The organism is Bacillus sp. FSL W8-0223 (genome assembly GCF_038006805.1).
In the GTDB taxonomy this organism is placed as follows: Bacteria; Bacillota; Bacilli; order Bacillales; family DSM-4216; genus Bacillus_O; species Bacillus_O smithii.
On record NZ_JBBOVX010000001.1, the window covers coordinates 1,394,407 to 1,420,821 of the forward strand.

Consider the following 26,415-nt stretch of genomic DNA (forward strand, 5'->3'; position numbering starts at 1 on the left):
CAAGGAGACGGATACGAAAAAACGTTCTGCAGAAATATTTAGTCCATGCAGCCGGATCTAAGGCATCTAAACAACAGGGCCTGGGATCCGGCTTTTTCTATTTCAAAAAACTTCATTAGAACCCATTGCAAGATTGTTTATCATCGTTGTAAAAATGAAAGATGCACGTGCATAGTAAACGTCTCCTATTCGCTTTGTTTCAGCGTTAGCAAGTAGACTTCTCTTTCGGGTTTGTCCGTTCTATTAAAAAAAAACAAGCATATATTGGGAACGAGCCTGGAAAGGAGGGGATTTCTTGAAGCGTGTATCTCAAGTTACGGTTCGAAAACGTCTGACCTTTTTGCTGCTTGCAGGGATAGTTATATTCGCCGTTATTGATGTTAGACTTGGCTATGTTCAATTTGCCATGGGAGACATGCTCACGGATAAAGCGAAAGACTCATGGAGCCGAAATATACCATTTGAGCCTGAGCGCGGAAAAATTCTCGACCGAAATGGCGTTGCGCTAGCCACAAACAAGAGTGCTCCGACCATCTATGTCATGCCGCGGCAAATTGAAAATCCTGCAGAAGCTGCCGAAAAGTTGGCGGCTGTTCTGAATGCGAATGAAGAAAAATTGTATAAGCATTTGACGAAAAAAACTTCTATTGAACGCTTACCCGAAGGCAGAAAAATTTCTTATGAAAAAGCAAACGAAATTCGAGCGTTAGGAATCAAAGGAGTTTTTATTGCTGAGGATTCAAAGCGCTATTACCCATTTGGAAGCTATTTGTCGCATGTGCTGGGGTTCACGGGAATCGATAATCAAGGGTTAGCCGGGCTGGAATTGACATATGATAAAGAGTTGAGAGGACAGAAAGGCTCGATGAAATATTATTCTGATGCTAAGGGCAAAAAAATGCCCAATATGTCCGACGACTACCAACCTCCAATGGACGGGGAAGATTTAGTGCTGACCATTGATACAAAAGTGCAAACGATTATTGAAAGGGAATTGGACAATGCAGAAGCCAAGTATAATCCGGACGGAATCATAGCTATTGCGATGAATCCCAATACAGGAGAAATTTTGGCGATGTCTTCTAGGCCTACTTTTAACCCTGCAAACTATAAAGAGGTCCCTCCGGAAATTTACAACCGAAATTTGCCGATTTGGAGCACGTATGAACCTGGTTCGACATTCAAAATTATCACTCTTGCTGCGGCGCTTCAAGAAAAAAAGGTAGATTTGGAGCATGAAAAATTTCATGATCCCGGTTATATTGAGGTGTCGGGTGCCACACTACATTGCTGGAAGCGGGGAGGACACGGGACGGAAACATTTTTGGAAGTGGTCCAAAACTCCTGCAACCCTGGTTTTGTCGAATTGGGAGAACGTTTGGGAAAAGAAAAATTGTTCAAGTATATTCATGATTTCGGCTTTGGCGAAAAAACCGGGATCGACTTGCAAGGAGAAGGAAAAGGGTTATTATTCCCTATGAATAAAGTAGGGCCAGTTGAATTGGCTACTACCGCTTTCGGTCAAGGTGTTTCCGTTACTCCCATTCAGCAGGTAGCAGCTGTTTCCGCTGCTATCAATGGCGGAATTTTGTACCAGCCGTATGTAGCAAAAGAATTAATTGATCCAAACACTCATGAGGTTCTGATGAGAAAAACTCCCGTTAAAAAGAGAAGAGTGATTTCGGAAGAGACATCTAAAAAAGTTCGCTATGCATTGGAAAGTGTCGTTGCGAAAGGGTCGGGAAAAAACGCCTATGTTGATTCTTACCGGGTGGGCGGAAAAACCGGAACGGCTCAGAAAGCACAAAACGGGCGTTATTTAGAAAATAATCATATCGTTTCTTTTATCGGGTTTGCACCTGCGGATGACCCTCAAATCGTCGTCTATGTGGCAGTCGACAATCCTAAAGGCACGATTCAATTCGGAGGAACCGTCGCGGCCCCGATTGTAGGCAAAATCATGGATGACAGTTTGCAAGCGATGAATGTCAAACCAAGAAAAAATCAAATCGAGAAAAAACGACAATGGAACGACCCGAAAGAAATCAAGATTCCCAATTTGGAAGGAATGACAAAAAAAGAATTATTGGAACAACGATATCCATTACAATTCGATGTAAGCGGAAATGGAAATAAAGTGGTCAATCAATCTCCAAAACCGGGAACGAAAGTAGAAGAGGGGGCTACTGTCCGCATTTTTATGAATTAGCTGCAGGCGGCAATATGCCGCCTACCCATCTTTCTTCTTCAAAAAGTTAAGCAGAACCTACCATTCTGTGTTAATATGATTAAGTGACTGCCACAGCTCGACATTTTTTTCAATCTGTCTTTCCGTTTTAAAGTCATTTTTCTTCGATATTGGTTCGCATTCTCGCAGGAATTTCGTTAAAATGAGAAAAGAGTGGCTGTCATGGCCAAGTATCCATCATCATAGTAAAGATTGAATAAGCAAAACAGCCATACAGCCAAATACATAGGATGGATGCGACTGTTAGAAAGGATTGGACATAATGAAACTGCAAAGTTTGATAAAATCATTGCCTTTTTATCAGCTTACTTCCGAGCAAAACCCAGACATCACTTCGATTGAAAACGATCATCGCCAAGTGAAAAAGGGTTCCCTTTTTATTTGTATTAAAGGGTATACGGTAAATGGTCATCAGTTTGCGAAGGCAGCAGCGGAACGACAGGCTGCAGCGATCGTGGCAGAGGAGCCTGTTGACGTTGATGTCCCGGTCGTATATGTAAAAGATACAAAAAGAGCGATGGCCGTATTGGCCGATGCCTTTTATCAATCGCCGACAAAATCGTTAAAATTAATCGGAATCACGGGAACGAACGGTAAAACGACGACCAGTCATTTGCTGTACGAAATATTTCAGAAAGCGGGCGAAAAGGCTGGTTTGATCGGCACCATGTACATAAAAATAGGGGATAAAACGCTGGAAACCAAAAATACGACACCCGACAGCTTAACGTTGCAAAAAGTATTTCATCAAATGCAGGAAGAACAGGTCACGGCGGCGGCAATGGAAGTTTCCTCGCATGCCCTTGTCGAGGGGCGGGTGCATGGCTGTGACTATGATATTGCCGTTTTTACGAATTTAACTCAAGATCATTTGGATTATCACAAAACGATGGATGAGTATCGGAGAGCCAAAGGGCTGTTATTTGCCCAGCTGGGAAATACCTTTGACAGAGAAAAGCAAAAATTTGCCGTGCTGAACATCGACGACCCGGCTTCCGAGTACTTTATCCGCGAAACAGCTGCCCATATTGTCACGTACGGCATCGAACGGGAGGCTATATTTCGAGCCAAAAATATTGAACTCCACCCTTCGGGAACAACGTTTGATTTAGTGTATCCGGACGGGGAATGTCAGATAAAAACGAAACTTGCCGGAAAATTTAATGTGTATAATGTTTTAGCGAGCATTGCTGCCGCATATGTTGCGAAAGTGGACTTCGATACGATCGTTTCAGCGGTAGGAGACATCGAAGGAGTGGCCGGCCGTTTTCAATTAATTCATGAAGGCCAAGATTTTTCTGTTATCGTGGATTATGCTCATACTCCAGACGGACTTGAAAATGTACTGAAAACGGTGCGCCAGTTGACAGACAAACGGATTTTCGTCGTCGTAGGCTGTGGCGGAGACAGGGACCGAACGAAGAGGCCTTTAATGGCGAAAGTAGCTTGTCAATATGCGACAGATCCGATTTTTACTTCGGATAACCCCCGTAGTGAAAATCCTTTAGCTATTTTGAAGGACATGGAAAAAGGGGTTGAAGGAGAGAAATACGAAATCATTCCGGATCGCCGTGAGGCCATTTTCAAAGCGATTAAAAAAGCATCCGCCGGCGATGTCGTTGTCATTGCGGGAAAAGGCCATGAAACGTACCAAATTATCGGCGATCGAGTGCTTCATTTTGATGATCGGGAAGTAGCTATTGAAGCTTTGAAGGAGAGATAAATCCATGCTATTCATGAAAGAAATAGCCGGATGGTTCAAGCAAGTCGCGGGAGCCAAAATGGAGGAAATTCGAATTGAAACGGTTTCGATCACTTCCTCATTATCGATGCCAAAAGGGCTTTATTTGCCTGTTGAAGAAAATCCGAATTTTTTAGCGGCGATAAAACAAGGAGCGATTGCGGCATTGTGGAACACGGACAGCCCTTTGCCGAGATCGGTGCCTAACGATTTTCCAGTTTTTCAAACACAAGATTTATTTGATGCCTTTAACACGATTGCTGAGAATTACAAGAAAAAAATAGAACAAGAAGAGTGGAAAGAAATGACAACTTTTATTTTTTATCAAAACGATCCATCATTCAATCAATATTTACCATTCCACCTAGATGATGAAAGGGAAATGGAACAGCTGTTTTCATCTATTAATCAATATGGGAAGAGGAGGGGATAACGATGATGGAACAAGTGATTTTCTATACGATCTTGATGGGGTTTTTAATCACTGTGCTTCTTTCGCCCATTTTTATCCCCTTTTTGAGAAGATTAAAATTTGGGCAAAGCATTCGCAAAGAAGGGCCAAAATCCCACCAGAAAAAATCAGGCACACCAACAATGGGCGGAATCGTTATTTTACTGTCTATCATCATTACGACTCTAGTGATGACCGGAAAGTTTTCCAAACCGAATGTGGAAACCTATCTATTGCTTTTTGTGACAGTTGGATTTGGTCTGCTTGGATTTTTAGATGATTTTATTAAAGTGGTGATGAAGCGGAATTTAGGGTTGACATCCAAGCAAAAATTGTTGGGTCAAATCATTATTTCCGTTATTTTTTATTTTTTCTATAAGCAGCATCATTATTCAACGGAGTTGTCCATTCCATTTACGGATATATCGGTCGATTTGGGCTGGTTGTATGTATTGTTTGTTATTTTTTGGCTTGTTGGTTTTTCCAATGCTGTCAACTTGACAGACGGTCTTGACGGGCTTGTTTCGGGAACGAGCGCGATTGCATTCGGGGCGTTCGGAGTGTTGGCTTGGAATCAATCGCAATATGAGACAGCTGTGTTTGCGATGGCAGTGGTGGGAGCTGTGTTAGGATTTCTCGTCTTTAATGCCCACCCGGCCAAAGTGTTTATGGGAGATACCGGTTCGTTGGCGCTTGGAGGTGCGATTGCCACCATTTCTTTGCTAACGAAGCTTGAGCTCGTCCTTCTGGTCATCGGTGCGGTGTTTGTCGCAGAGACGCTGTCTGTTATATTGCAAGTGATTTCTTTTAAAACGACCGGCAAGCGTATTTTCCGGATGAGTCCGCTGCATCATCATTTTGAGCTCGGCGGTTGGTCAGAATGGCGTGTCGTCGTGACTTTTTGGACGGCCTCTCTTATTTGTGCAGGACTAGGAATCTATATCGGAGTGTGGGACTAATTGAAAACGATCACTAAATTTCAGCATAAAAAAGTATTAGTATTGGGCCTCGCCAAAAGCGGAGCAAGCGCGGCTTCACTTCTACATAAGCTTGGCGCATTTGTCACAGTAAACGATAAAAAACCTTTGCAGGAAAATCCTCAAGCCCAAGATTTACTGGAACAGGGCATAAAGGTGATCACGGGTTCCCATCCCATCGAATTGTTGGATGAGGGATATGAGTATATCGTCAAAAATCCCGGCATTCCTTATTCGAACCCTCTTGTTCGGGGGGCTTTGGAACGTGGGATTCCGATTTTGACGGAAATAGAATTGGCTTATTTAATTTCGGAAGCTCCTATCATCGGCATTACCGGCACGAACGGCAAGACAACGACAACGACGTTAATTTTCGAGATGTTAGAAAAGGATGGGAAGCGGCCGCTTATCGCCGGAAATATTGGAAAAGTAGCTTCTAAAGTTGCCCAAAAGGCAACGGAAGAGAATATAGTGGTCATGGAATTGTCTTCTTTTCAGCTGATGGGGATTGATACGTTCAGGCCTCATATTTCCATTATTACGAATTTGTATGAGGCTCATCTTGATTACCATGGAACAAAAGAAGAATATGCAAAAGCGAAAGCGAATATTACGAGAAATCAAACAGAAGACGATTATCTGATTATCAATGGCGATCAAGAAGAACTAATTGAACTGACGAAATTTTCCAAAGCGAAAAAAGTTCTATTTTCCACTAAACGGGTGATTGAGGACGGAGCTTATATCCAAGACGGCATCGTCTATTTCCGTGGTGAAAAATTGATCGATACAGAGGAAATTGCTCTCCCGGGATCCCATAATTTAGAAAATATACTGGCTGCAGTTGCAGCCGTTAAATTGGCCGGCGGGGGAAATGAAGCGATTCGAAACGTGTTAAAAGTTTTCGCTGGAGTAAAACATCGCACTCAATATGTCGGTGAAGTGAATGGCCGAAAATTTTACAACGATTCGAAGGCAACGAATACGTTGGCGACTAAAGCCGCTTTAAGCGCCTTTCAAAGCCCGATTATTCTCCTTGCAGGCGGTCTGGACCGCGGAAACGGTTTTGACGATCTTATTCCTTATTTAAAAAATGTGAAAGCTGTCATTACATTTGGACAAACAGCAGAAAAAATTTCCGAAACGGCGCGCAAAGCGGGCATTAAAACGATTGTTCATGCGGAGAATGTGAGCGATGCAGTGCCAAAAGCATATCAGTTATCAGAGAAAGGGGACATTATTCTGTTATCGCCGGCATGCGCCAGCTGGGATCAGTATAAAACTTTCGAACAACGCGGTGATATTTTTATTGAGGCTGTGCATAGACTGAAGTAAGAGCTTGTCTAGTGGATGCACGGACCCAACAAAGAATTAACACCTACGATCGGCTAATTTCGTGCTGATTAGCTCAAATCTATGTCTATCGAGGTGTTGGCTTTGTCTTACAAAAAGTCTTCCCCGGACTTTGTTTTAATTGTACTGACACTTAGTCTTTTGGCCATTGGGCTCATCATGGTTTACAGCGCCAGCGCCGTTTGGGCGGAATATAAGTTTGGTGATTCATTTTATTTTGCAAAAAGGCAGCTGCTTTTTGCCGGCGCTGGCGTCATGGCGATGTTCTTTCTCATGAACGTGGAGTATTGGATATGGCGTTCATGGTCAAAAGTCATTCTGCTTGTTTGTTTTGCATTGCTCATTCTTGTGCTAGTGCCGGGAGTGGGAACAGTCAGAAACGGTTCGCGAAGCTGGATCGGGGTCGGTGCGTTTTCCATCCAGCCATCCGAGTTTATGAAACTGGCTATGATCGTTTTTTTGGCAAAATATTTATCAGAACGGCAAAAGTACATTACCTCTTTTAAAAAAGGGCTGGTACCTACATTGTCTTTAGTGTTTTTGGCCTTTGGACTCATTATGCTCCAGCCGGATCTTGGAACAGGAACTGTCATGGTGGGCACATGCATTGTGATGATCTTTATCTCCGGTGCTCAAATCAAACATTTCGCTGGCTTTGCTTTTGTCGGGCTGATTGGTTTTGCGGGTCTTATTCTTTCGGCACCTTATCGGATGAACCGCATTACCTCTTATCTGGATCCGTGGTCTGATCCACTGGGAACCGGTTTTCAGATCATACAATCGATGTATGCTATTGGACCAGGAGGATTATTTGGGCTGGGCTTGGGAGAAAGCCGGCAAAAATTTTTCTATTTGCCGGAGCCGCAAAACGATTTTATTTTTGCCATCTTAGCGGAAGAATTGGGGTTTATCGGCGGCAGCATTGTGCTCCTTTTATTTACGCTTTTATTATGGAGGGGCATACGCGTTGCATTGGGGGCTCCAGATTTGTATGGAAGTTTTTTGGCAGTGGGCATTATTTCCATGGTGGCCATCCAAGTCATGATCAATGTGGGCGTGGTGACCGGATTGATGCCGGTCACCGGCATCACCCTTCCTTTCTTGAGTTATGGCGGTTCTTCCTTGACGCTTGTATTAGCAGCCATTGGGATTCTTTTAAATGTAAGTCGTTATTCCCGATATTAAAAAACTGGAGACCTTATCTTTTAAGGTTTCCAGTTTTTTGTATGTGCGCCCGGCATGTACATGAACTATAGGGTGTAAGTCCCGAACCCCGAAGACAGAAGTAGAGGTTAGCCAAGAGCAAGGGTGTCCGTGGTGACGCGGAATCTGAAGGAAGCTGGAGGCAAAACACCGGTCCGAGGAACACGAACCTCATATAAGGCTAGGTATGATTGAGTGAGTTTGCATAACAAAACAAAGCTCTTTCTGTCGAAGGTCATATCGAGTAAATGAGGCGGATAGATGGTGTGAAAGTGCATGTACTTACCCGGGGAGGTCTGGCGGATATGTGAAGTACTCTTCATAACCTACTTAGTGATAAGTAGCTGAACCGTCAGAAGTCAGCAGAGGTCATAGTATTAGTTGGTCTAGAACAACTAAGAAGGACCGAACAATTAAGAGAGAATAGCCCTTGGTATTCAGTGAGTCATGATGAACACAGAAAACGTAGTACCTCACTTGAGGGAGGAAGCGGTGAATCCCGTGGGAGACCTCTTGGAGGGTGGAGTGACCACTGGCATAAAGAGAACAGCTATTCACGGAAGTTATAAAGACTTGCGTCAATTATCTTAATTGAACCGCCGTATACGGAACCGTACGTACGGTGGTGTGAGAGGACGGGAGTTAATCGCTCCCTCCTACTCGATTTTTGTTACAATGTTGCAATTTCTATTAAATTGTATTTGCGCATGGACATTCATTCGCTAAAATATAGTATGATAATGTAGTCGACCTTTGTGAACGTGTTTTCCGAAAAAGAAACAGGATGTGGATTGACTATCATGAATACGTACATAACAGTGAAAGAAGAATTTGAGGTGAAAAGAATATGAAAATCGTCGTCAGTGGCGGCGGTACTGGAGGGCATATTTACCCGGCTTTGGCTCTCATCAGGACCATAAAAGAAAAACATGCCGAAACTTCTTTTTTGTATATCGGAACAGAGAAGGGATTAGAATCAAAGCTTGTTCCGAGAGAAGGAATTGAGTTTCGCTCTATTCATATTACGGGTTTTAAACGTTCTCTTTCTTTTGAAAACGTGAAAACGGTGGCTCGTTTTCTAAAGGGTGTAAGAGAATGCAAGAAGTGGCTGAAAGAGTATAAGCCGGATATTGTCATCGGTACCGGCGGCTATGTGTGCGGACCGGTCGTATACGCCGCGTCGAAATTACATATTCCCACCATCATACACGAACAAAACAGCGTTCCTGGTTTAACCAATAAATTTTTAAGCAAATATGTTGATAAAATAGCGGTTTGTTTTGAGGCAGCCGAGGAATTTTTCCCACGGGAAAAAGTCATTTTGACTGGAAATCCCCGGGCTTCCGAAGTGGTTTCTGCGGAGAAAAATGGGGCTTTGCGTGCATTTGGATTAAAAGAAAATGTTCCTACTGTGCTTATTTTTGGCGGAAGCAGGGGAGCAAGACCTTTAAATGAAGCAGTCGTCAAATCGCTGCCTGTGTTAGGAAACAAACCGTATCAAATTTTGTATATAACAGGAGAAATCCATTTTGAGAATGTCAAAAAGGAAGTCTCTTTAGCAGGAAAGCCGTCCAATGTCGCTATTGCTCCGTTTGTCCATAATATGCCGGAGATATTAAAAGAAGTAGATTTGGTTGTTTCTCGTGCCGGAGCAACTACTTTAGCAGAACTAACGGCGCTTGGAGTACCGAGCATCTTAATTCCGAGCCCTTATGTGACGAACAACCATCAAGAAAAAAATGCTCGGACTTTAGCCGATAAAGGAGCGGCAGTATTGCTTTTAGAAAAAGAATTGTCACCGGAGCGGCTGGTCAAGGAGCTGGATGCCGTTTTAACAAACGAGAATCGACTGAAAAAAATGAAGCAAGCTTCTTCCAAATTGGGAATTCCAGATGCATCTGATCGATTATACCAAGTAATGGTTGAACTGGCGAACTCATCGGATCCCCAATAAGGCCGATTAATCCTAGCTGCGTGTCCGTACAAGAAAATAGGATGAATCAACTGTACTATGCGCCGTGTGTTTCCTGGCCTTGGACAAGGTGAGCAGAGGGAACATGCTCCTAGTATCTGTTCAGCAACATCAGGGAGGGAATGGAGTGGAAAATGGGAAAATCGTCTCGTTGGAGGATCGGATTCCTAGATTAAAAGAATATCGCAAAAGGAAGGCGAATCGCCGGCTGATTTTACTTCTTTTTCTTTTTTTCTTATTAGTGTTGTCAGTGGTCTATTTTTTGTCGCCTATCAGCCATGTAAAAGAAGTGACTGTTTCTGGAAACCATGTGCTGAAAACGAAAGATATTATCAAATGGAGCAATATTGAAAATGGAATGAGCATTTGGAAATTGAACAAGGACGATGTGGAAAAACGGCTAAAAAAAATACCCGAAATTAAATCATCAGACATATCCGTCCGGTTCCCGAACCGTATCCATATTAAAATCAAGGAAATGAAGCAAATCGGCTATCTCGCGAATGGCGACACATATGAACCGGTTCTGGAAAACGGACGTGTGATAAAAGAAAAAACTGTAAAGATTCCAAAACAATTACCCATTCTATTTGATTTTAAAAAAGATGATGTTTTAAAAGAAATGGTGAAATCGTTAAACGAATTGCCGGTTGAAATCGTCAATTCCATTTCAGAGATACACTACACACCGAAAAAAACGGATCGCTATCATATAACGCTTTATATGAATGATGGTTATGAAGTAAGAGCAACACTTGAGACGTTTTCGAAAAAAATGGTGTATTATCCTTCCATTGTTAGTCAATTGGATCCGAAAGTAAAAGGAGTTATCGATTTAGAAGTAGGTACTTTTTTTCAATCCTATAAAGGAGAAAAGAAACAAAACAATAGATAAAGGAAAGAAAGGTCGTTAGGTCATAAGAACTATTTTTGTTCATGAAAGAAATTTTTTTTTGCTATGGTTTCCGTAAAAAATACAATATTTATGTACCGTTGAAATTCGGAAAAAGCGATTAATGAATGGAAACGTATGGCAAAAACTATTTTTAACTGTCCTATTGCGTTCTGGGTGGATAACTGACATAAAGTTTAAGGATGGGCGGGAGTGAAAGAAAAAAGAAAAACGACGTAGGAGAAAATCCTTTAGCTAAATTTCGCTTTTCTCCCTTTGAATCTTAGTGTAGACTTGTATTTAGCATACTTTTGCCATTGCATCGCAATAAACTTTTTTAAAAAAATTTTCATGAAGATGCAAAGCTATGAGCGATGAAAAAAATTCATATTTTTTAAAGGGAAATAAGTAAAAAATGACGAATAACTTAACAAGGTATTTACAAGAATTGGTCAATTGTTGTTCACAATCGGATTACGCTGGATGTAAGATAAAGGAGGTGCCAGAGAATGAACAGCAATGAGATTTATGTCAGTCTTGACATCGGTACATCCACAGTTAAAGTCATTATCGGCGAAATGGTTAATGATTCATTAAATATCATCGGTGTCGGAAATGTAAAATCGAAAGGAATTAAGAAAGGATCCATTATTGATATAGATGAAACCGTTCATTCTATAAAAAAAGCAGTCGAACAAGCTGAAAGAATGGTTGGAATGGAGATCAAGCAAGTGATCGTTGGCATTCCGGCCAATCAAGTGCAGCTGCAGCCGTGCAGCGGAGTAGTCGCTGTATCTAGCGAGAATCGTGAAATTACAGATGAAGATGTTGCTAGAGTGATAGACGCCTGCCAAGTGATGCCGATTCCGCAGGATCGGGAAATAATCAATGTTTTGCCTAAACAATTTATCGTGGACGGATTGGATGAAATCAACGATCCAAGAGGAATGATAGGGGTCCGCTTGGAAATGGAAGGAATCTTAATAACCGGATCCAAAACTTTATTACATAATACATTACGTTGCGTAGAAAGAGCTGGACTGGAGATTCTGGAAATCGTCCTGCAGCCGTTGGCAGCCGGAACGGTGGCGTTATCACGGGACGAACAAATATTAGGCACTGCGTTGATTGATATTGGCGGAGGTTCAACCACCTTAACGGTATTTGAACAAGGACATATAAAAGCCACAACGGTTTTTCCTGTGGGCGGCGATCATATTACGAAAGATTTATCCGTTGGACTTCGGACCAATACGGAAGATGCCGAAAAAATAAAAATAAAATTCGGCCATGCGTTTTATGATCTTGCCTCGGAGGACGAAGTTTTCAGTGTGCCAATCATAGGAAGCGACCAACATCAGCAATTCAATCAATTAGAAATTTCTGATATTATTGAAGCTAGATTGGAAGAGATTTTTGAATTGGCACGGCAAGAAATGAAACGGATGGGTGTCCATGATTTGCCGGGCGGCATTGTTCTTACTGGCGGAGTTGCCAATATGCCAGGTGTGATGGAATTAGCTCAAAGCATTTTTGAAAATCGAGTACGCATTGCAGTTCCTGATTACATTGGTGTTCGAAATCCACAGTTTATCACATCTATTGGATTGATACAGTACGCTTACAAGACTGCAAGAATGCAAGGAAGAACGGTAAGTGCGAATCCGGAACCGGTCATGGTGCCGGACGCGAGAATTCAAAAAGAAATAGAACCGCAACCTTCGAAAGAAAAAGTGAAGCCTGACAAACATAAAGAAGAAAAATTTACTGCTAAAATGAAAAGAATTTTTGGTTACTTTTTTGATGAGTAGTCATCTTGAGGGAATAACGACGAATTAGGAGGATTTGTCATGTTGGAGTTTGATATGAGTGTAGATTCATTTGCGTCGATAAAAGTAATCGGTGTTGGCGGCGGAGGAAACAATGCGGTCAACCGTATGATTGAACATGGTGTACAAGGGGTAGAATTTATTGCCGTCAACACAGATGCACAAGCGTTGAATTTATCCAAAGCGGAAATCAAAATGCAAATTGGGGCCAAGCTGACCCGAGGATTGGGAGCCGGTGCCAACCCGGAAGTAGGAAAAAAAGCAGCTGAAGAAAGCAAAGAACAGATTGAAGAAGCGCTCAAAGGAGCGGATATGGTATTCGTAACAGCCGGTATGGGCGGCGGTACAGGAACCGGGGCCGCTCCGGTCATCGCTCAAATTTCAAAAGACTTAGGAGCTTTGACTGTTGGAGTCGTAACGCGCCCATTTACATTTGAAGGAAAAAAACGGGCAAACCAAGCAGCCGGGGGAATTGCGGCAATGAAAGAAGCGGTGGACACGTTAATTGTGATTCCGAATGACCGCCTTCTGGAAATTGTCGATAAGAGCACCCCGATGCTCGAAGCCTTCAGGGAAGCCGATAATGTATTGCGTCAAGGAGTTCAAGGCATTTCTGATTTGATTGCCGTTCCTGGATTGATTAACCTCGATTTTGCTGACGTCAAAACGATCATGTCTAATAAAGGATCAGCTTTGATGGGAATCGGAGTGGCTTCCGGTGAAAATCGGGCAGCAGAAGCTGCGAAAAAGGCTATTTCCAGTCCGCTTCTTGAAACGTCCATTGATGGCGCACAAGGTGTTCTCATGAATATTACGGGCGGAACAAACTTAAGCCTATATGAAGTACAAGAAGCAGCAGACATTGTAGCTTCTGCATCAGATCAAGAAGTCAATATGATTTTTGGATCTGTCATCAATGAGAATTTAAAAGACGAAATTGTCGTCACTGTCATTGCGACTGGATTTAAGCAAGATACATCACAAAACAGTAAACCGATTCGTACCGGATTGGGACAAGCCAAAGCGAGTGCTGCTCCTTCCAGTCATATCAAGCGTGAAGGAAAAAAAGAAGAAGCCTCTCACTTTGAAACACCTTCTCGTTCCAATGTTCAACCGCTGGAAGATACGCTTGATATTCCAACATTTTTACGCAATCGCAATCGCCGCAGATAAGTGAAAAAACGATATGAACATAAATGAAGAAAATGACTGTCTCCATTCCGTAATCTATGGTTTTTGGAGGCAGTCATTTTTTGTGCTAAGTATCAAACGATAGAGATCGTATTTTTAGCCGCTCTTGGAGAATGAAAGTTAGCCACATGCTGCAATGGGATGGAATGTGCGATCCATGAATAAAGATTCATTTAAATTTCGAATCTTGCCGGCTATTGTGACAAATCATAGGCGGTTTTATAGCATCCTCTCTTATTTCGGCCCCTTTTAAACTCATCATTCTTAGAAAATGATTGTCAAAAGAAGATTATAGAACAGTTTAAGGAATAAAGCTGACAATTTTCGAATATATCATTAAAAAAAAACCTATTATCGAATCCAAATTATGACACACTTTGGATGTGCAGTAGGATATACTTCGATAACAAAAGGGAAGAAAAAGGGGGAAAACATTGGTAGTCTATCTCGATGTGATATGGCTATTAAACTTGCTGGTGGACAGTTTGTTGTTATGGATGACGGCGCTTTTTTTAAAAAGGCAAGTGTCCTTTTTTCGTATTCTTCTCGGAGGGATAATCGGATCTTGCCTTGTTCTTCTATTGGCAACCAAGTTTGCGCCGATCGCGGGAAATCCGGCTGTGAAAGTTTTGTTCTCCATATGGATGGTATTGGCGGTGTTCGGCTATAAAAGGTTTCGCTTTTTTCTGTCCAATTTACTGACATTATATTTTGCAACTTTTCTGCTGGGGGGAATCTTAATAGGCATTCATTATTTTATTTCATTTGATTCCGATCTTCACTCCGCCACGCTTCTAGCAAATGTAAAAGGATTTGGCGATCCCATCAGCTGGGTGTTTGTCATGTTGGCGATTCCGGTTGCTTGGTATTTCTCTAAACGAAGATTGGAAGATTTTGAAACGGCCAAAATTCAATATGATCAACTTGTTGATGTGATGATTCATTTTGCCGGCTGCCAATTGGAATTGAAAGGGCTTGTCGACAGTGGCAATCACCTTTTCGATCCTTTGACAAAAACGCCCGTTATGATTGTTTCTACCAAAGGTCTGGAAAATACTCTTCCTAGAGAAATATTGGAAATAGCCGAAGAACCAGATAAGTTTTTAAATGGGGAATTAGAATTAAACCAAAAGTGGGCGGACCGGGTCCATTTCATTCCTGCTCAAAGCGTCGGAAAAACTCGTCAGCTTTTGCTGGCTTTTAAATCGGATGGGGTGGAAATCCAAAACCAACCTAGAGGAACTGTCAGCAAAGCATTGATTCATTTTACCGTTCAACAATTGTCGGCAGATCAATCTTTTGCATGTATCGTTCACCCGAAATTAGCGGCAACTGCCCCGAAAGAAAGTGCATCTTAACGTATTATTACTATACTCGTATGGATCGAAAATAGAAGGGGGATGACAAAAAATGAAAAAATGGAGAGTGCGATGGACGTATTTGTGGTATAAATTATTGATTGCTTTAGGATTAAAAACCGATGAAATTTATTACATCGGGGGGAGCGAGGCTCTTCCTCCGCCGCTGTCTAAAGAAGAAGAAAAAGTGCTGCTTGAGAAGCTGCCAAAAGGGGATAAAGCCGCTCGATCCATTTTAATTGAACGCAACTTAAGGCTGGTAGTCTACATCGCCCGAAAATTCGAGAATACAGGCATTAACATAGAAGATCTGATTAGTATCGGTACAATTGGTCTCATCAAAGCCGTTAACACGTTTAATCCTGAGAAAAAAATCAAATTAGCTACATATGCCTCTCGCTGTATTGAAAATGAAATTTTAATGCATTTAAGAAGAAACAATAAGATCCGTTCTGAAGTTTCCTTCGATGAGCCACTCAATGTCGATTGGGATGGAAACGAATTGCTTTTATCGGATGTGCTTGGTACTGAGGATAATATTATCACGAAAGACTTAGAATCGACTGTGGACAAAAAATTGTTGTTTAAAGCTTTGCATCAACTATCGGACAGAGAGAAGCAAATTATGGAGCTGAGATTCGGCCTGAACGGGGAAGAAGAAAAAACGCAAAAAGATGTCGCAGATATGCTTGGAATTTCCCAATCATACATTTCTCGGCTGGAAAAACGAATTATTCAAAGACTCCGAAAAGAGTTTAATAAAATGGTTTAAACAGTTAAGATTGATTGACATCCGATCATTTGTCGGAAAATAAAAAATAGATGGAAATAATAAATTTTAAAAGCGATCTAACGAAAAATACGGGCCAATCGCTTTACAGATAAGCGGCGGCGACAGGTTTTGAAGATGGATTCAGGCGTGCATAAAATTCCCTTCCAAGGAGATACTGATCTTTGAAATAGCAGCTCCTGCAAGGAGGGGAATCAATGGCTCGCAACAAAGTTGAAATCTGTGGTGTGAATACTTCTAAACTCCCTGTATTGAAAAATGAGGAGATGCGTGAGCTTTTTAAGCAAATGCAAGCAGGTGACATTTCTGCAAGAGAAAAGCTCGTTAATGGAAATCTTCGTCTTGTTTTAAGTGTGATCCAGCGGTTTAATAATCGCGGTGAATACGTGGATGACTTATTTCAAGTGGGCTGCATCGGATTAATGAAATCGATCGATAATTTTGATTTAAGTCAAAATGTTAAATTTTCCACTTATGCGGTCCCGATGATTATTGGGGAAATTCGCCGTTATTTGCGAGACAATAACCCAATCCGTGTTTCGCGTTCCCTTCGAGACATCGCCTATAAAGCGTTGCAAGTACGGGAACGGCTGATCAGTGAAACCTCAAAGGAACCAACAGCCGAAGAAATCAGCAAGGAATTGGATGTCCCCCATGAAGAAATTGTGTTCGCATTAGATGCCATTCAAGATCCCGTTTCTCTTTTTGAACCCATTTATAATGACGGGGGGGATCCCATTTATGTCATGGATCAGCTGAGCGACGAGAAAAATTTAGACAGCCAGTGGATTGAAGGGATCGCGCTTAAAGAAGGAATGAAGAGATTGAATGAACGCGAAAAAATGATCATAAGGAAACGCTTTTTCCAAGGAAAAACTCAAATGGAGGTGGCCGAAGAGATAGGCATTTCGCAAGCGCAAGTTTCAAGATTGGAAAAAGCGGCCATCCGACAAATGAATAAAAATATTCAATAAGAAACGGACCTCGCAAGCGAACAGCTTGCGGGGTCTTTTGTGCGGAGAAAGAGCATATATTGTAACAATAAGACGGAAAAGAAATGGGGAGAGATAATGGCAAGAGTCTCTGATTTTCAAGTGAAGGACGTTGTCAATGTTTCTGACGGAAAAAAGCTTGGAAATATAACGGATATTGAAATTAATCTCGATACTGGAAAAATTGATGCGATTGTGATGAATAACGGCGGAAAAGTCCTTGGCTTTTTTGGAAAAGAAGAAGAAACAGTCATACCTTGGAGTCAGATAGTAAAAATCGGCGAAGATGTGATTCTTGTCCGAACACGCGGATCTTATTATACTCAGTCGAAATTAGAAGAACCAAAAGAATAAATCACTTTAACAGTGACGTTTGTTGGCAATCGTGTTAAACTAAAGAAAAAACGGGAGTTGTCGTTATGACAGAACCTTTTCGTTTAATGAATGACCTCTATATTCTTGACTCCTGGATGAAGAACAATTCCGGCCTCGTAGCCGGATTTACGACGAGAAATGGAGGAAAAAGCAGCGAACCGTTTCGCAGCATGAACTTGGCGTTTCATGTCAATGACAACAGCGACGATGTGTGCGAAAACCGCCGTATATTAGCAAAAAAGATCGGGTTTCCTCTTCAGCAATGGGTAAGCGCAGAACAGACTCATGGAAAAAATATTCGCCGCATCTCGCAAAATGATCGTGGAAAAGGCGCACTTCGTTATGAAGATAGCATAAAGGACACTGACGGTTTTTACACAGAGGAAAAAGGCATTTTGCTTACCATGTGTTATGCTGACTGTGTCCCTATCTATTTTCTTGCCCCTAAACAGCAAAGAATCGGCATTGTTCATTCCGGATGGAAAGGAACCGTGCAAAAAATTGCCGGGGAAATGGCGGCAAAATGGCTGAGTGATGGAATCGATCCGACTGAGCTTTTTGCGGCCATTGGACCTTCTATCTGCCAAAATTGTTATCAAGTGGATGATCGTGTCATTCAACAAGTCGATGCCGTTCTATCTCCTAACGACGACATTCCATATGTTGAAACAGAAAAAGGGCGTTATCAATTGGATTTAAAAGCGTTAAACCGCACTATTTTAGAAAATGCGGGATTGCCAAAAGAAAACATCCTTGTCACCTCATTATGTACAAGCTGTCATCACGAGTTTTATTCTCATCGCCGCGATAATGGAAAGACGGGGAGAATGCTTGGTTTTATCGGATGGAATAAGGAGGTTTCGCATCTTGAGAGTAGCCGATAAGCTGGCAAACATACAAAAACAGATTGAAGAAGCATGTGGACGTTCAGGGCGCAGTCCGGAAGAAATTCAAATCGTGGCCGTTACGAAATATGTATCCGTTGAGAGGGCGAAAGAAGCTCTGGATGCAGGGATCATTCATCTTGGCGAGAATCGAGACGATAGTCTTCTTTCCAAGTGGGAAGCATTAAAAGATCAGCCTGTGTGGCATTTTATCGGCACGCTGCAAAGCCGAAAAGTAAAAAACATTATAGATAAAGTTTCCTACATACACTCTTTGGATAGACTGTCGCTCGCTAAAGAGATCGATAAGAGGGCGAATGAACCAATCTCTTGTTTCGTCCAAGTGAATACGTCGGGAGAGGAAACGAAACATGGATTAGCTCCTGAAGCGGTTGAAGATTTTGTTAAGCGATTGGAAGAATTTCCAAAGATTAAGGTGGTCGGTCTCATGACGATGGCCCCGTTTACAACCGATGAGCTCATCATAAGGGACTGTTTCAGACGATTGAAACAATTGCAGTTGGAAATTCAAAATCTCGATTTGCCTTATGCGCCTTGCACGGAACTATCTATGGGCATGAGCAATGATTTTCCCATCGCGATTGAAGAAGGTGCAACTTTTATCAGGATCGGAACAGCTCTTGTAGGTGAATAAAGGAGGGTTGGAAGGATGGGAATCAAGTCAAAAATTAAAACGTTTTTCCTTTTGGACGATGATTATGAAGCGGTTGAGGAGAGCGAAGTACAGGAAGAGCCGAAACAACCGTCAAAAGAAGCTCCAAAACGAAATGTTGTCAGTTTGCAAAGTGTGCAAAAATCATCTAAAGTGATTTTAATAGAACCGCGTGCTTTTGCTGAAGCTCAAGAAATTGCAGATCATTTAAAAAGTCATAAAGCGGTGATTGTCAATTTACAAAGAATCCAGCATGACCAAGCCAAAAGGATTGTGGATTTTTTGAGCGGAACTGTTTATGCTATTGGTGGAGACATCCAGCATTTAGGACCGAAAATTTTTCTTTGCGCTCCTGACAATGTGGAGGTTTCCGGTTCTATTTCTGAAATATTGTCAGAAGAAAATATGGATAATTCAAGGTGGTTATAAGAAGAATGGTATTCGTTTTTAATGCTTTGTCTTGGCTCATTGAAATCTATTCATGGGCGTTAATTATCTACATTTTGATGTCTTGGTTGCCTGGAGCTAGAGAATCTGGTTTCGGACAGTTTCTTGCTAAAATATGTGAACCTTATTTAGAACCGTTCAGACGCATCGTGCCTCCGATCGGGATGATAGATTTTTCCCCTATTGTGGCGTTCATTGTTTTAAACCTAGCTACTCGGGGACTGCATCAACTTGCCTACTGGGTGTTATAGCAGAGTTGAAAATTCCGTTTCGCAACGTTTTTTGTGATCGTTGCGAAAGGAAAATTCTGTAATCATGCTAATCATGACCGACAAACCATTGTGCGGAAGAGAAAGGTTATTTAAATATTTATTTCGATTTCGTTAGTGAAAAGGAGTAAACGATGTCATCGATTTATCAGCACTTTCGACCGGAGGAAAAGGAATTTATTGACGATGTCCTCGAGTCGATTCGACAGGTCGAAGAAAAATATGCACCAAAATTGATGGATTTTTTAGATCCTCGGGAACAGCAAATTTTGTCTTCATTGCTGGGGAAAAACACCGAGGTTAACGTGTCGTTTTTCGGAGGAACGGTACAGGCGGAACGAAAGAGGGCGCTCCTTTATCCGCCTTACTTTTCTGTACAGCAAGAAGACTTTCAAGTAGCGCTTTTTGAAATTCTCTACCCGCAAAAATTTGTTGTTTTAAATCATCGCGACGTATTAGGAAGTTTAATGGGTCTTGGACTTCGACGCGAAAAATTCGGCGATATTCTAGCTAAAGAAGGGCGTTTTCAGTTTTTAGTTGCTGCGGAAATGGCTGATTTTGTGAAATTAAATTTTCGTCAAGTGGGAAAAGCGTCCGTCCAATTGGAAGAAAAAAAACTAGAAGAAGCGATTGAATCAGAAGAAAGCTGGCAACCGGTTCAAACAACCGTCTCATCGTTGCGTTTAGATGTTATGATTTCCGCTTATGCCAAGCTGTCCCGCCAAAAAGTGCAGACGATGATCAAAAGCGGCTTAGTCAAAGTGAATTGGAAAGTGGTGGACAACCCTGCTTTTCTATGCGAAGAAGGGGATGTTCTCTCCGTGCGTGGAAAAGGAAGGTGCAAGCTGCTGTCGATTGATGATAAAACAAAAAAAGAGAAGTGGCGAATTACATTAGGTCTTTTGAAATAATTTGGGGAAAATTGCAAGATATTCATTACAAATGGGAAAAAAACCGTTATAATAAAGTCCATAGATAGGTATGGAGGTGGCTGTATGCCTTTAACGCCCTTGGACATACATAATAAAGAATTCAGTAAAGGATTTAGAGGCTATGATGAAGATGAAGTCAACGAGTTTCTAAATCAAGTGATTAAAGACTACGAACTGATATTGCGGGAAAAAAAAGATCTGGAAGAACAGCTGGAATCTTTGCGTGAACGTCTGAATCATTATTCAGATATTGAAGAAACGCTCAATAAATCGATTTTGATCGCTCAGGAAGCCGCGGAAGACGTAAAGCGGAATGCTCAAAAAGAAGCTAAGCTAATCATTAAGGAAGCGGAGAAAAATGCGGATCGCATTGTCAATGAAGCTTTATCAAAAGCGAGGAAAATCGCTCTTGACATCGAAGAGCTCAAAAAGCAGTCAAAAGTATTTCGCACTCGTTTTAAAATGCTTGTGGAAGCCCAACTGGATTTGTTAAACAACGACGATTGGGATCAGCTGATGGAATTTGAAGTAGATGCAACCGATCTTAAAAGTCTGCAAAATGAACACGAGGAGTAAGATTTATTTTTGATTGTCTCACCGTTCTATCCGGAAGAGAGTGCCGTTGCAAGACTTGACTGACAGACATACGATTTCTATAATGTAAAAGGTATAAGGGAAAAACGATGACGGGGAGAGTACATTCTTTTAGCTTATTGTTCAGCGAGCCGGGACGGTGGAAGCCGGTATAAGCGAAGAGTGGAAGATCACCCTTGAGTCCTGTCTTTGAAAATCCTAAACGGATGTGTAGAAGACAGCGGTTTGTTCACGTTACGAATGAAAGAGAGGGCAGACAGTTTGTTTGCCAATAAGGGTGGTACCGCGGGAATCATCAACCTTCTCGTCCCTTTTTGGGGATGAGAAGGTTTTTTTGTATTTACATTCACGAACGGACAAGGAGGTAAAAAGAATGGACTATAAAGAAACACTGTTAATGCCTAAGACGGATTTTCCAATGCGTGGGAATTTACCAAAAAGAGAGCCTGCCATTCAAAAAAAATGGGAAGAAATGAATATTTACCAAAAAGTGCAAAAACGTACGGAAGGACGCCCCCTTTTTGTTTTGCATGACGGCCCTCCTTATGCGAACGGAGATATTCATATGGGGCATGCGCTGAATAAAATTTTAAAGGATTTTATCGTCCGCTATAAATCAATGAGCGGTTATCACGCCCCTTACGTTCCCGGTTGGGATACGCACGGACTTCCGATTGAACAGGCTTTGACGAATAAAGGCGTCAATCGGAAAGAAATGAGCGTGGCCGAATTCCGTAAACTTTGCGAGCAGTACGCTTACGAACAAATTAACAATCAGCGTGAACAATTTAAAAGACTAGGTGTACGAGGAGATTGGGAGAATCCTTATATTACATTAAAGCCGGAGTATGAAGCCCAACAAATTAAAGTTTTTGGTGAAATGGCCAAAAAAGGATACATTTATAAAGGCTTAAAACCGGTATATTGGTCTCCTTCCAGCGAATCGGCCTTGGCAGAAGCGGAAATCGAATACAAAGACAAAAGATCCCCGTCCATTTATGTTGCTTTTCCTGTGAAGGATGGAAAAGGGGTACTGGATTCGGATACAAGCATCGTCATTTGGACGACCACTCCTTGGACGATACCTGCCAATCTTGGGATTTCGGTTCATCCTGACATTAATTACGTGGTAGTTCAAGTCAATGGCCACAAATATGTGGTGGCGGAAGCTCTGCTTGAAGATGTATCATCTACGCTTGAATGGAATGAGCCAAGTGTAGTGAAAACATTAAAGGGCACAGAACTGGAGTATGTCGTTGCCAAACATCCTTTATACGGACGCGATTCCTTAGTGATGCTGGGAGAGCACGTGACCACGGATTCAGGTACGGGATGTGTTCATACAGCTCCTGGACACGGGGAAGACGATTTCTTGGTCGGGAAAAAATACAATTTGGATGTCTTATCAGTGGTAGATGATAAAGGCTGCATGACAGAAGATGCTCCAGGTTTTGAAGGACTCTTTTACGATGATGCGAATAAAGCCATTACGAAAAAATTGGAAGAAGCAGGCGCACTGTTAAAACTTGCGTTTATTACCCATTCTTATCCACACGATTGGCGTACGAAAAAACCGGTCATTTTTAGAGCCACTGCTCAATGGTTCGCTTCTATCGACGCCTTCAGAGAACAGCTTCTGGAAGCCGTAAAAGAAACGAATTGGGTGCCTGAATGGGGAGAAACTCGTCTTTACAATATGATTCGTGACCGCGGTGATTGGTGTATTTCCCGTCAGCGGGCTTGGGGAGTGCCGATTCCGGTATTTTATGCGGAAAACGGGGAAGCTATTATTACCGATGAAACCATTCAGCATGTTTCGGAATTGTTCCGTCAATACGGTTCCAATGTATGGTTTGAAAGGGAGGCTAAAGATCTTCTTCCGGAAGGATTTACTCATCCTGGCAGCCCGAACGGTCAATTTACAAAAGAAACGGATATTATGGACGTATGGTTTGATTCCGGATCATCGCATCAAGCCGTTTTACTGGAAAGAGAAGAATTGAACCGTCCTGCCGATCTGTACTTGGAAGGTTCCGACCAATACCGCGGCTGGTTTAACTCTTCATTGACAACCGCTGTCGCTGTAACGGGAAAAGCTCCGTACAAAGCCGTTCTTAGCCACGGATTTGCTTTAGACGGTGAAGGACGAAAAATGAGTAAATCGCTTGGCAACGTGGTTGTACCGGCAAAAGTCATGAATCAATACGGCGCTGATATTTTGAGACTTTGGGTAGCTTCTGTTGATTTTCAAGCCGATGTGCGCGTGTCTGATGCGATCTTAAAGCAAGTTTCGGAAGTGTATCGCAAAATCCGCAATACGTTCCGATTCCTTTTAGGAAACCTTGCCGATTTCGATCCGAAAAAAGACTCGCTTTCTTATGACAACCTGCGTGAAGTCGACCAATATATCCTTGTAAAATTAAATCATTTAATTAAAAGTGTTCACGATCATTATGAACATTATGAATACTCGGCGATTTATCACGAAATTAATAACTTTTGCACATTTGATTTAAGTTCGTTCTATCTCGATTTTGCGAAAGACATTCTGTATATTGAACCGATGAACTTCTATGAACGGAGGGCCATTCAGACCGTTTTGTATGAATGTCTCGTTTCCCTCGTCAAATTAATAGCTCCTATTCTGGCGCATACGGCGGATGAAGTGTGGGAACATATTCCGGGTGTAACGGAAGAAAGTGTGCAGTTAACTGACATGCCGGTTTATAAAGAGATTCCTAACAGTAAAGAATTAGAAGAAAAATGGGATCAATTTATGAAACTGCGCGATGATGTTCTTAAAGCGCTAGAAGAGGCGCGGAACGAAAAAATAATTGGAAAATCGCTGACCGCCCACGTCAAACTTTATGTAAACGATGAAACAAAAGCTCTGCTTGATTCCATTCATGAAAACTTAAAACAATTGTTCATCGTGTCGGGATTTGAAGTAGCTGGTCGGTTGGAAGACGCTCCTGAACACGCCTTAAAGCTGGAACGGGCAGCCGTTGTGGTCGAAAAAGCGGAAGGGGAAACATGTGAACGCTGCTGGACAGTGACGCCGGAAGTTGGATCAGATCCGGAACATCCGACTCTTTGCCCGCGCTGTGCGGATGTGGTGAAAAATCATTATTCCCATTTAGCTTAATTCGAAAGAAGCTTTGGATCATAATTTATCCAAAGCTTCTTTTTCTTTCATCGTAATAATTTTGTTCATAAAGGAACACTAACGATAACAAGAAATTCAGAAGTGAGCGTTTTCGCGTTGATGCAGTTTTCAATAAGACTTCCCGGGAATAAACTTCAATCGGTGTTAACGGAGGGATGAAGATGGCAACGTATGATAAGATCTATCATGAATTGCAGATCGTCTATCAAGAATTAATGAATTCACGATCCCAAAAAGAAGAAGTGTATCGTTACATCGAGCAGGAAAAGAAGGATATTGTAAAAGCTTTAAAAAAATTTGAGTCGGGAGATTTTGGAAAATGCGAAATCAGCGGAGAATGGATTCCCTTTGAATGGATCAAACAAATTCCTACAATGGAAACGATCGATGAATGGGAGAAATGCGTTTTAACATATGGCAGAAAAGGGATATACGGATAAATTCATTCTACAATTGTTGAATCAAAAAGGTTATGCTAAAATGCAAAGGTAACAATTCACTTTAGAGGTGGAGGTAACCAATGTGCGTTTATTGTATTACTTTGGTTTAGCAATTGTGGTGGTGATAATCGATCAATGGTCGAAGTGGTTGATTGTCAAATACATGCAAGTCGGTCAAAGCATAGAGATCGTGCCGAATCTTTTGTACTTAACTTCCCATCGCAATAAAGGAGCAGCATGGGGAATGCTCCAAGGACAGCTATGGCTGTTTTATATCTTAACCGTCATTGTTGTCATTGGCATCATTTATTACATGGTAAAATACGGAAAAGATAAAACGCTTCAATCCATCGGTTTTTCCTTTATTCTCGGGGGAGCGATTGGAAATTTTCTGGACCGTTTTTTCCGGAAAGAAGTCGTCGATTTTATCCATACGTATATTTTCCATTATGATTTTCCAATATTTAATTTCGCCGATTCATCGCTCACCATCGGGGTGGTGCTTTTGATTATTGCTCTGTTATTAGAAGATCGGAGGGAAAGACAGAAAGCGAATGGAACGAATTGAACATATCATCACAGAAGAGGAACAGCATCAACGAATTGATAAAGTTCTTAGTCAATGGAACGAAGATTGGTCACGGAGTCAAGTTCAAGAATGGATTAAAGAAGGACGTGTAACAGTCAATGGAGCGACTGTGAAAGCAAATTATAAATGTGAGGCAGATGACCGTATTGTTGTTAGCGTTCCGGAACCGGAAGTACTGGAAATCACACCGGAAAAAATGGACTTGGACATTTACTATGAAGATCGAGATGTCATCGTTGTCAATAAACCGCGTGGAATGGTGGTTCATCCGGCTCCAGGGCATCTGTCAGGCACTCTTGTCAATGGGTTGATGGCTCACTGCAAAGACTTGTCAGGCATCAACGGCGTTCTAAGGCCTGGAATTGTTCATCGCATTGATAAAGATACTTCCGGATTATTGATGGCGGCTAAAAATGATTATGCTCATGAAAAGCTTTCTCAGCAGCTTTCTAATAAAACGGTTACAAGAAAATACAAAGCCATCGTTCACGGCATGATTCCACATGATGTTGGAACGATTGATGCTCCCATTGGCAGAGACCCAAAAGACAGGCAAAAAATGGCGGTTGTCGATAACGGCAAACATGCGGTCACTCATTTTCGAGTTTTGGAACGTTTTAGTCAATATAGTTTAATTGAATGTGAGTTGGAAACGGGAAGGACTCATCAAATCCGCGTTCATATGAAATACATCGGTCATCCTTTAGCCGGAGATCCGAAGTATGGCCCCAAAAAAACATTAAATATTGAAGGACAAGCTTTACATGCTGAGGTACTTGGCTTCATTCATCCGAGAACGGAAGAATATTTAGAGTTTAAAGCGCCATTACCGGATGATTTTTCTCGAATTCTGACTTTTTTGCGATTGGAAGGTTGACAGTACATTTTGAAAAGAGTATCATAATGGCAGTTGAATATGAACCTTTAATCCAGTCCCGTGAGGCTGAGAAGGAAACGGAAATGATCGTAATCACTTTGACAAGATATGCTTTCGAAATGAATCCTCTCATCCTGACGATGAGAGTTTTTTTTGTGCCGTTTCCAAAAAA

General features: G+C 41.8%; 24 protein-coding genes and 1 other annotated feature. All 24 genes read left to right on the plus strand.

Annotation, left to right across the window (positions count from 1 at the left end; all coding sequences use genetic code 11):
- The first annotated feature begins 295 nt into the window (after nt 1–295).
- The 24 genes from NST81_RS06905 (at nt 296) to NST81_RS07020 (ending at nt 26,243) form a co-directional block, all read left to right on the plus strand.
- Nucleotides 296–2,209, plus strand: coding sequence for a stage V sporulation protein D (locus tag NST81_RS06905; RefSeq protein ID WP_048623099.1), 1,914 nt, complete (start codon nt 296–298; stop codon nt 2,207–2,209).
- A 301-nt stretch (nt 2,210–2,510) separates the two neighbouring features.
- Complete coding sequence (locus NST81_RS06910) at nt 2,511–3,971, plus strand: UDP-N-acetylmuramoyl-L-alanyl-D-glutamate--2,6-diaminopimelate ligase (RefSeq protein ID WP_048623100.1); 1,461 nt, start codon at nt 2,511–2,513, stop codon at nt 3,969–3,971.
- Nucleotides 3,972–3,975: 4 nt separating this feature from the next.
- The gene (locus NST81_RS06915; protein ID WP_048623101.1) at nt 3,976–4,422 is read left to right on the plus strand and encodes a hypothetical protein; all 447 of its coding nucleotides are present in this window, start codon (nt 3,976–3,978) and stop codon (nt 4,420–4,422) included.
- 2 nt (nt 4,423–4,424) lie between these two features.
- On the plus strand, nt 4,425–5,399 hold the full coding sequence (mraY, locus tag NST81_RS06920) for a phospho-N-acetylmuramoyl-pentapeptide-transferase (RefSeq protein WP_048623102.1): 975 nt from the start codon (nt 4,425–4,427) through the stop codon (nt 5,397–5,399).
- A complete protein-coding gene (murD, locus tag NST81_RS06925; protein WP_048623103.1) occupies nt 5,400–6,752 on the plus strand; it encodes a UDP-N-acetylmuramoyl-L-alanine--D-glutamate ligase in 1,353 nt (450 codons plus the stop codon).
- A gap of 102 nt (nt 6,753–6,854) precedes the next feature.
- Nucleotides 6,855–7,955 carry a stage V sporulation protein E gene (spoVE, locus tag NST81_RS06930; protein ID WP_003354483.1) on the plus strand — a complete coding sequence of 367 codons (1,101 nt, stop codon included), beginning with the start codon at nt 6,855–6,857 and terminating at the stop codon, nt 7,953–7,955.
- A gap of 865 nt (nt 7,956–8,820) precedes the next feature.
- Nucleotides 8,821–9,927 (plus strand): undecaprenyldiphospho-muramoylpentapeptide beta-N-acetylglucosaminyltransferase, encoded by a 1,107-nt coding sequence (gene murG / locus NST81_RS06935; protein ID WP_048623104.1) that lies wholly within the window; start codon nt 8,821–8,823, stop codon nt 9,925–9,927.
- Between the two features lie 145 nt (nt 9,928–10,072).
- Complete coding sequence (locus NST81_RS06940) at nt 10,073–10,840, plus strand: cell division protein FtsQ/DivIB (RefSeq protein ID WP_048623105.1); 768 nt, start codon at nt 10,073–10,075, stop codon at nt 10,838–10,840.
- A gap of 506 nt (nt 10,841–11,346) precedes the next feature.
- Nucleotides 11,347–12,648 (plus strand): cell division protein FtsA, encoded by a 1,302-nt coding sequence (gene ftsA / locus NST81_RS06945; RefSeq protein ID WP_048623106.1) that lies wholly within the window; start codon nt 11,347–11,349, stop codon nt 12,646–12,648.
- A gap of 39 nt (nt 12,649–12,687) precedes the next feature.
- Nucleotides 12,688–13,839 (plus strand): cell division protein FtsZ, encoded by a 1,152-nt coding sequence (gene ftsZ / locus NST81_RS06950; RefSeq protein WP_048623107.1) that lies wholly within the window; start codon nt 12,688–12,690, stop codon nt 13,837–13,839.
- A gap of 452 nt (nt 13,840–14,291) precedes the next feature.
- Entirely contained in the window at nt 14,292–15,215 is a 924-nt protein-coding gene (spoIIGA, locus tag NST81_RS06955) for a sigma-E processing peptidase SpoIIGA (protein WP_048623108.1), read from the plus strand.
- A 52-nt stretch (nt 15,216–15,267) separates the two neighbouring features.
- Nucleotides 15,268–15,987 (plus strand): RNA polymerase sporulation sigma factor SigE, encoded by a 720-nt coding sequence (sigE, locus tag NST81_RS06960; RefSeq protein ID WP_341029064.1) that lies wholly within the window; start codon nt 15,268–15,270, stop codon nt 15,985–15,987.
- A 215-nt stretch (nt 15,988–16,202) separates the two neighbouring features.
- A complete protein-coding gene (gene sigG / locus NST81_RS06965) occupies nt 16,203–16,979 on the plus strand; it encodes an RNA polymerase sporulation sigma factor SigG (RefSeq protein WP_003354491.1) in 777 nt (258 codons plus the stop codon).
- Between the two features lie 96 nt (nt 16,980–17,075).
- Nucleotides 17,076–17,351, plus strand: coding sequence for a YlmC/YmxH family sporulation protein (locus tag NST81_RS06970; RefSeq protein ID WP_003354492.1), 276 nt, complete (start codon nt 17,076–17,078; stop codon nt 17,349–17,351).
- A 65-nt stretch (nt 17,352–17,416) separates the two neighbouring features.
- Nucleotides 17,417–18,256: a peptidoglycan editing factor PgeF gene (gene pgeF / locus NST81_RS06975; protein WP_048623110.1), complete on the plus strand. Its 840-nt coding sequence runs from the start codon at nt 17,417–17,419 to the stop codon at nt 18,254–18,256.
- Nucleotides 18,240–18,911: a YggS family pyridoxal phosphate-dependent enzyme gene (locus tag NST81_RS06980; RefSeq protein WP_048623111.1), complete on the plus strand. Its 672-nt coding sequence runs from the start codon at nt 18,240–18,242 to the stop codon at nt 18,909–18,911. The genes pgeF and NST81_RS06980 overlap by 17 nt, the downstream gene beginning before the upstream one ends.
- A 15-nt stretch (nt 18,912–18,926) precedes the next feature.
- Nucleotides 18,927–19,358: a cell division protein SepF gene (locus NST81_RS06985; RefSeq protein WP_048623112.1), complete on the plus strand. Its 432-nt coding sequence runs from the start codon at nt 18,927–18,929 to the stop codon at nt 19,356–19,358.
- Nucleotides 19,359–19,363: 5 nt separating this feature from the next.
- Nucleotides 19,364–19,627 (plus strand): YggT family protein, encoded by a 264-nt coding sequence (locus tag NST81_RS06990; RefSeq protein WP_003354496.1) that lies wholly within the window; start codon nt 19,364–19,366, stop codon nt 19,625–19,627.
- 152 nt (nt 19,628–19,779) lie between these two features.
- A complete protein-coding gene (locus NST81_RS06995; protein WP_003354498.1) occupies nt 19,780–20,556 on the plus strand; it encodes a YlmH family RNA-binding protein in 777 nt (258 codons plus the stop codon).
- 84 nt (nt 20,557–20,640) lie between these two features.
- Nucleotides 20,641–21,153, plus strand: a complete 513-nt coding sequence (locus tag NST81_RS07000; RefSeq protein WP_048623113.1) for a DivIVA domain-containing protein — start codon at nt 20,641–20,643, stop codon at nt 21,151–21,153.
- A 98-nt stretch (nt 21,154–21,251) separates the two neighbouring features.
- Nucleotides 21,252–21,486 (plus strand) — a binding site (T-box leader).
- Between the two features lie 58 nt (nt 21,487–21,544).
- Complete coding sequence (ileS, locus tag NST81_RS07005) at nt 21,545–24,316, plus strand: isoleucine--tRNA ligase (RefSeq protein WP_341029071.1); 2,772 nt, start codon at nt 21,545–21,547, stop codon at nt 24,314–24,316.
- A 182-nt stretch (nt 24,317–24,498) separates the two neighbouring features.
- On the plus strand, nt 24,499–24,777 hold the full coding sequence (locus NST81_RS07010; protein WP_003354502.1) for a hypothetical protein: 279 nt from the start codon (nt 24,499–24,501) through the stop codon (nt 24,775–24,777).
- Between the two features lie 91 nt (nt 24,778–24,868).
- Nucleotides 24,869–25,345 (plus strand): signal peptidase II, encoded by a 477-nt coding sequence (gene lspA, locus NST81_RS07015; protein WP_048624422.1) that lies wholly within the window; start codon nt 24,869–24,871, stop codon nt 25,343–25,345.
- Complete coding sequence (locus tag NST81_RS07020) at nt 25,332–26,243, plus strand: RluA family pseudouridine synthase (protein ID WP_048623115.1); 912 nt, start codon at nt 25,332–25,334, stop codon at nt 26,241–26,243. Before lspA ends, NST81_RS07020 begins: the two co-directional genes overlap by 14 nt.
- Nucleotides 26,244–26,415 lie beyond the last annotated feature (172 nt).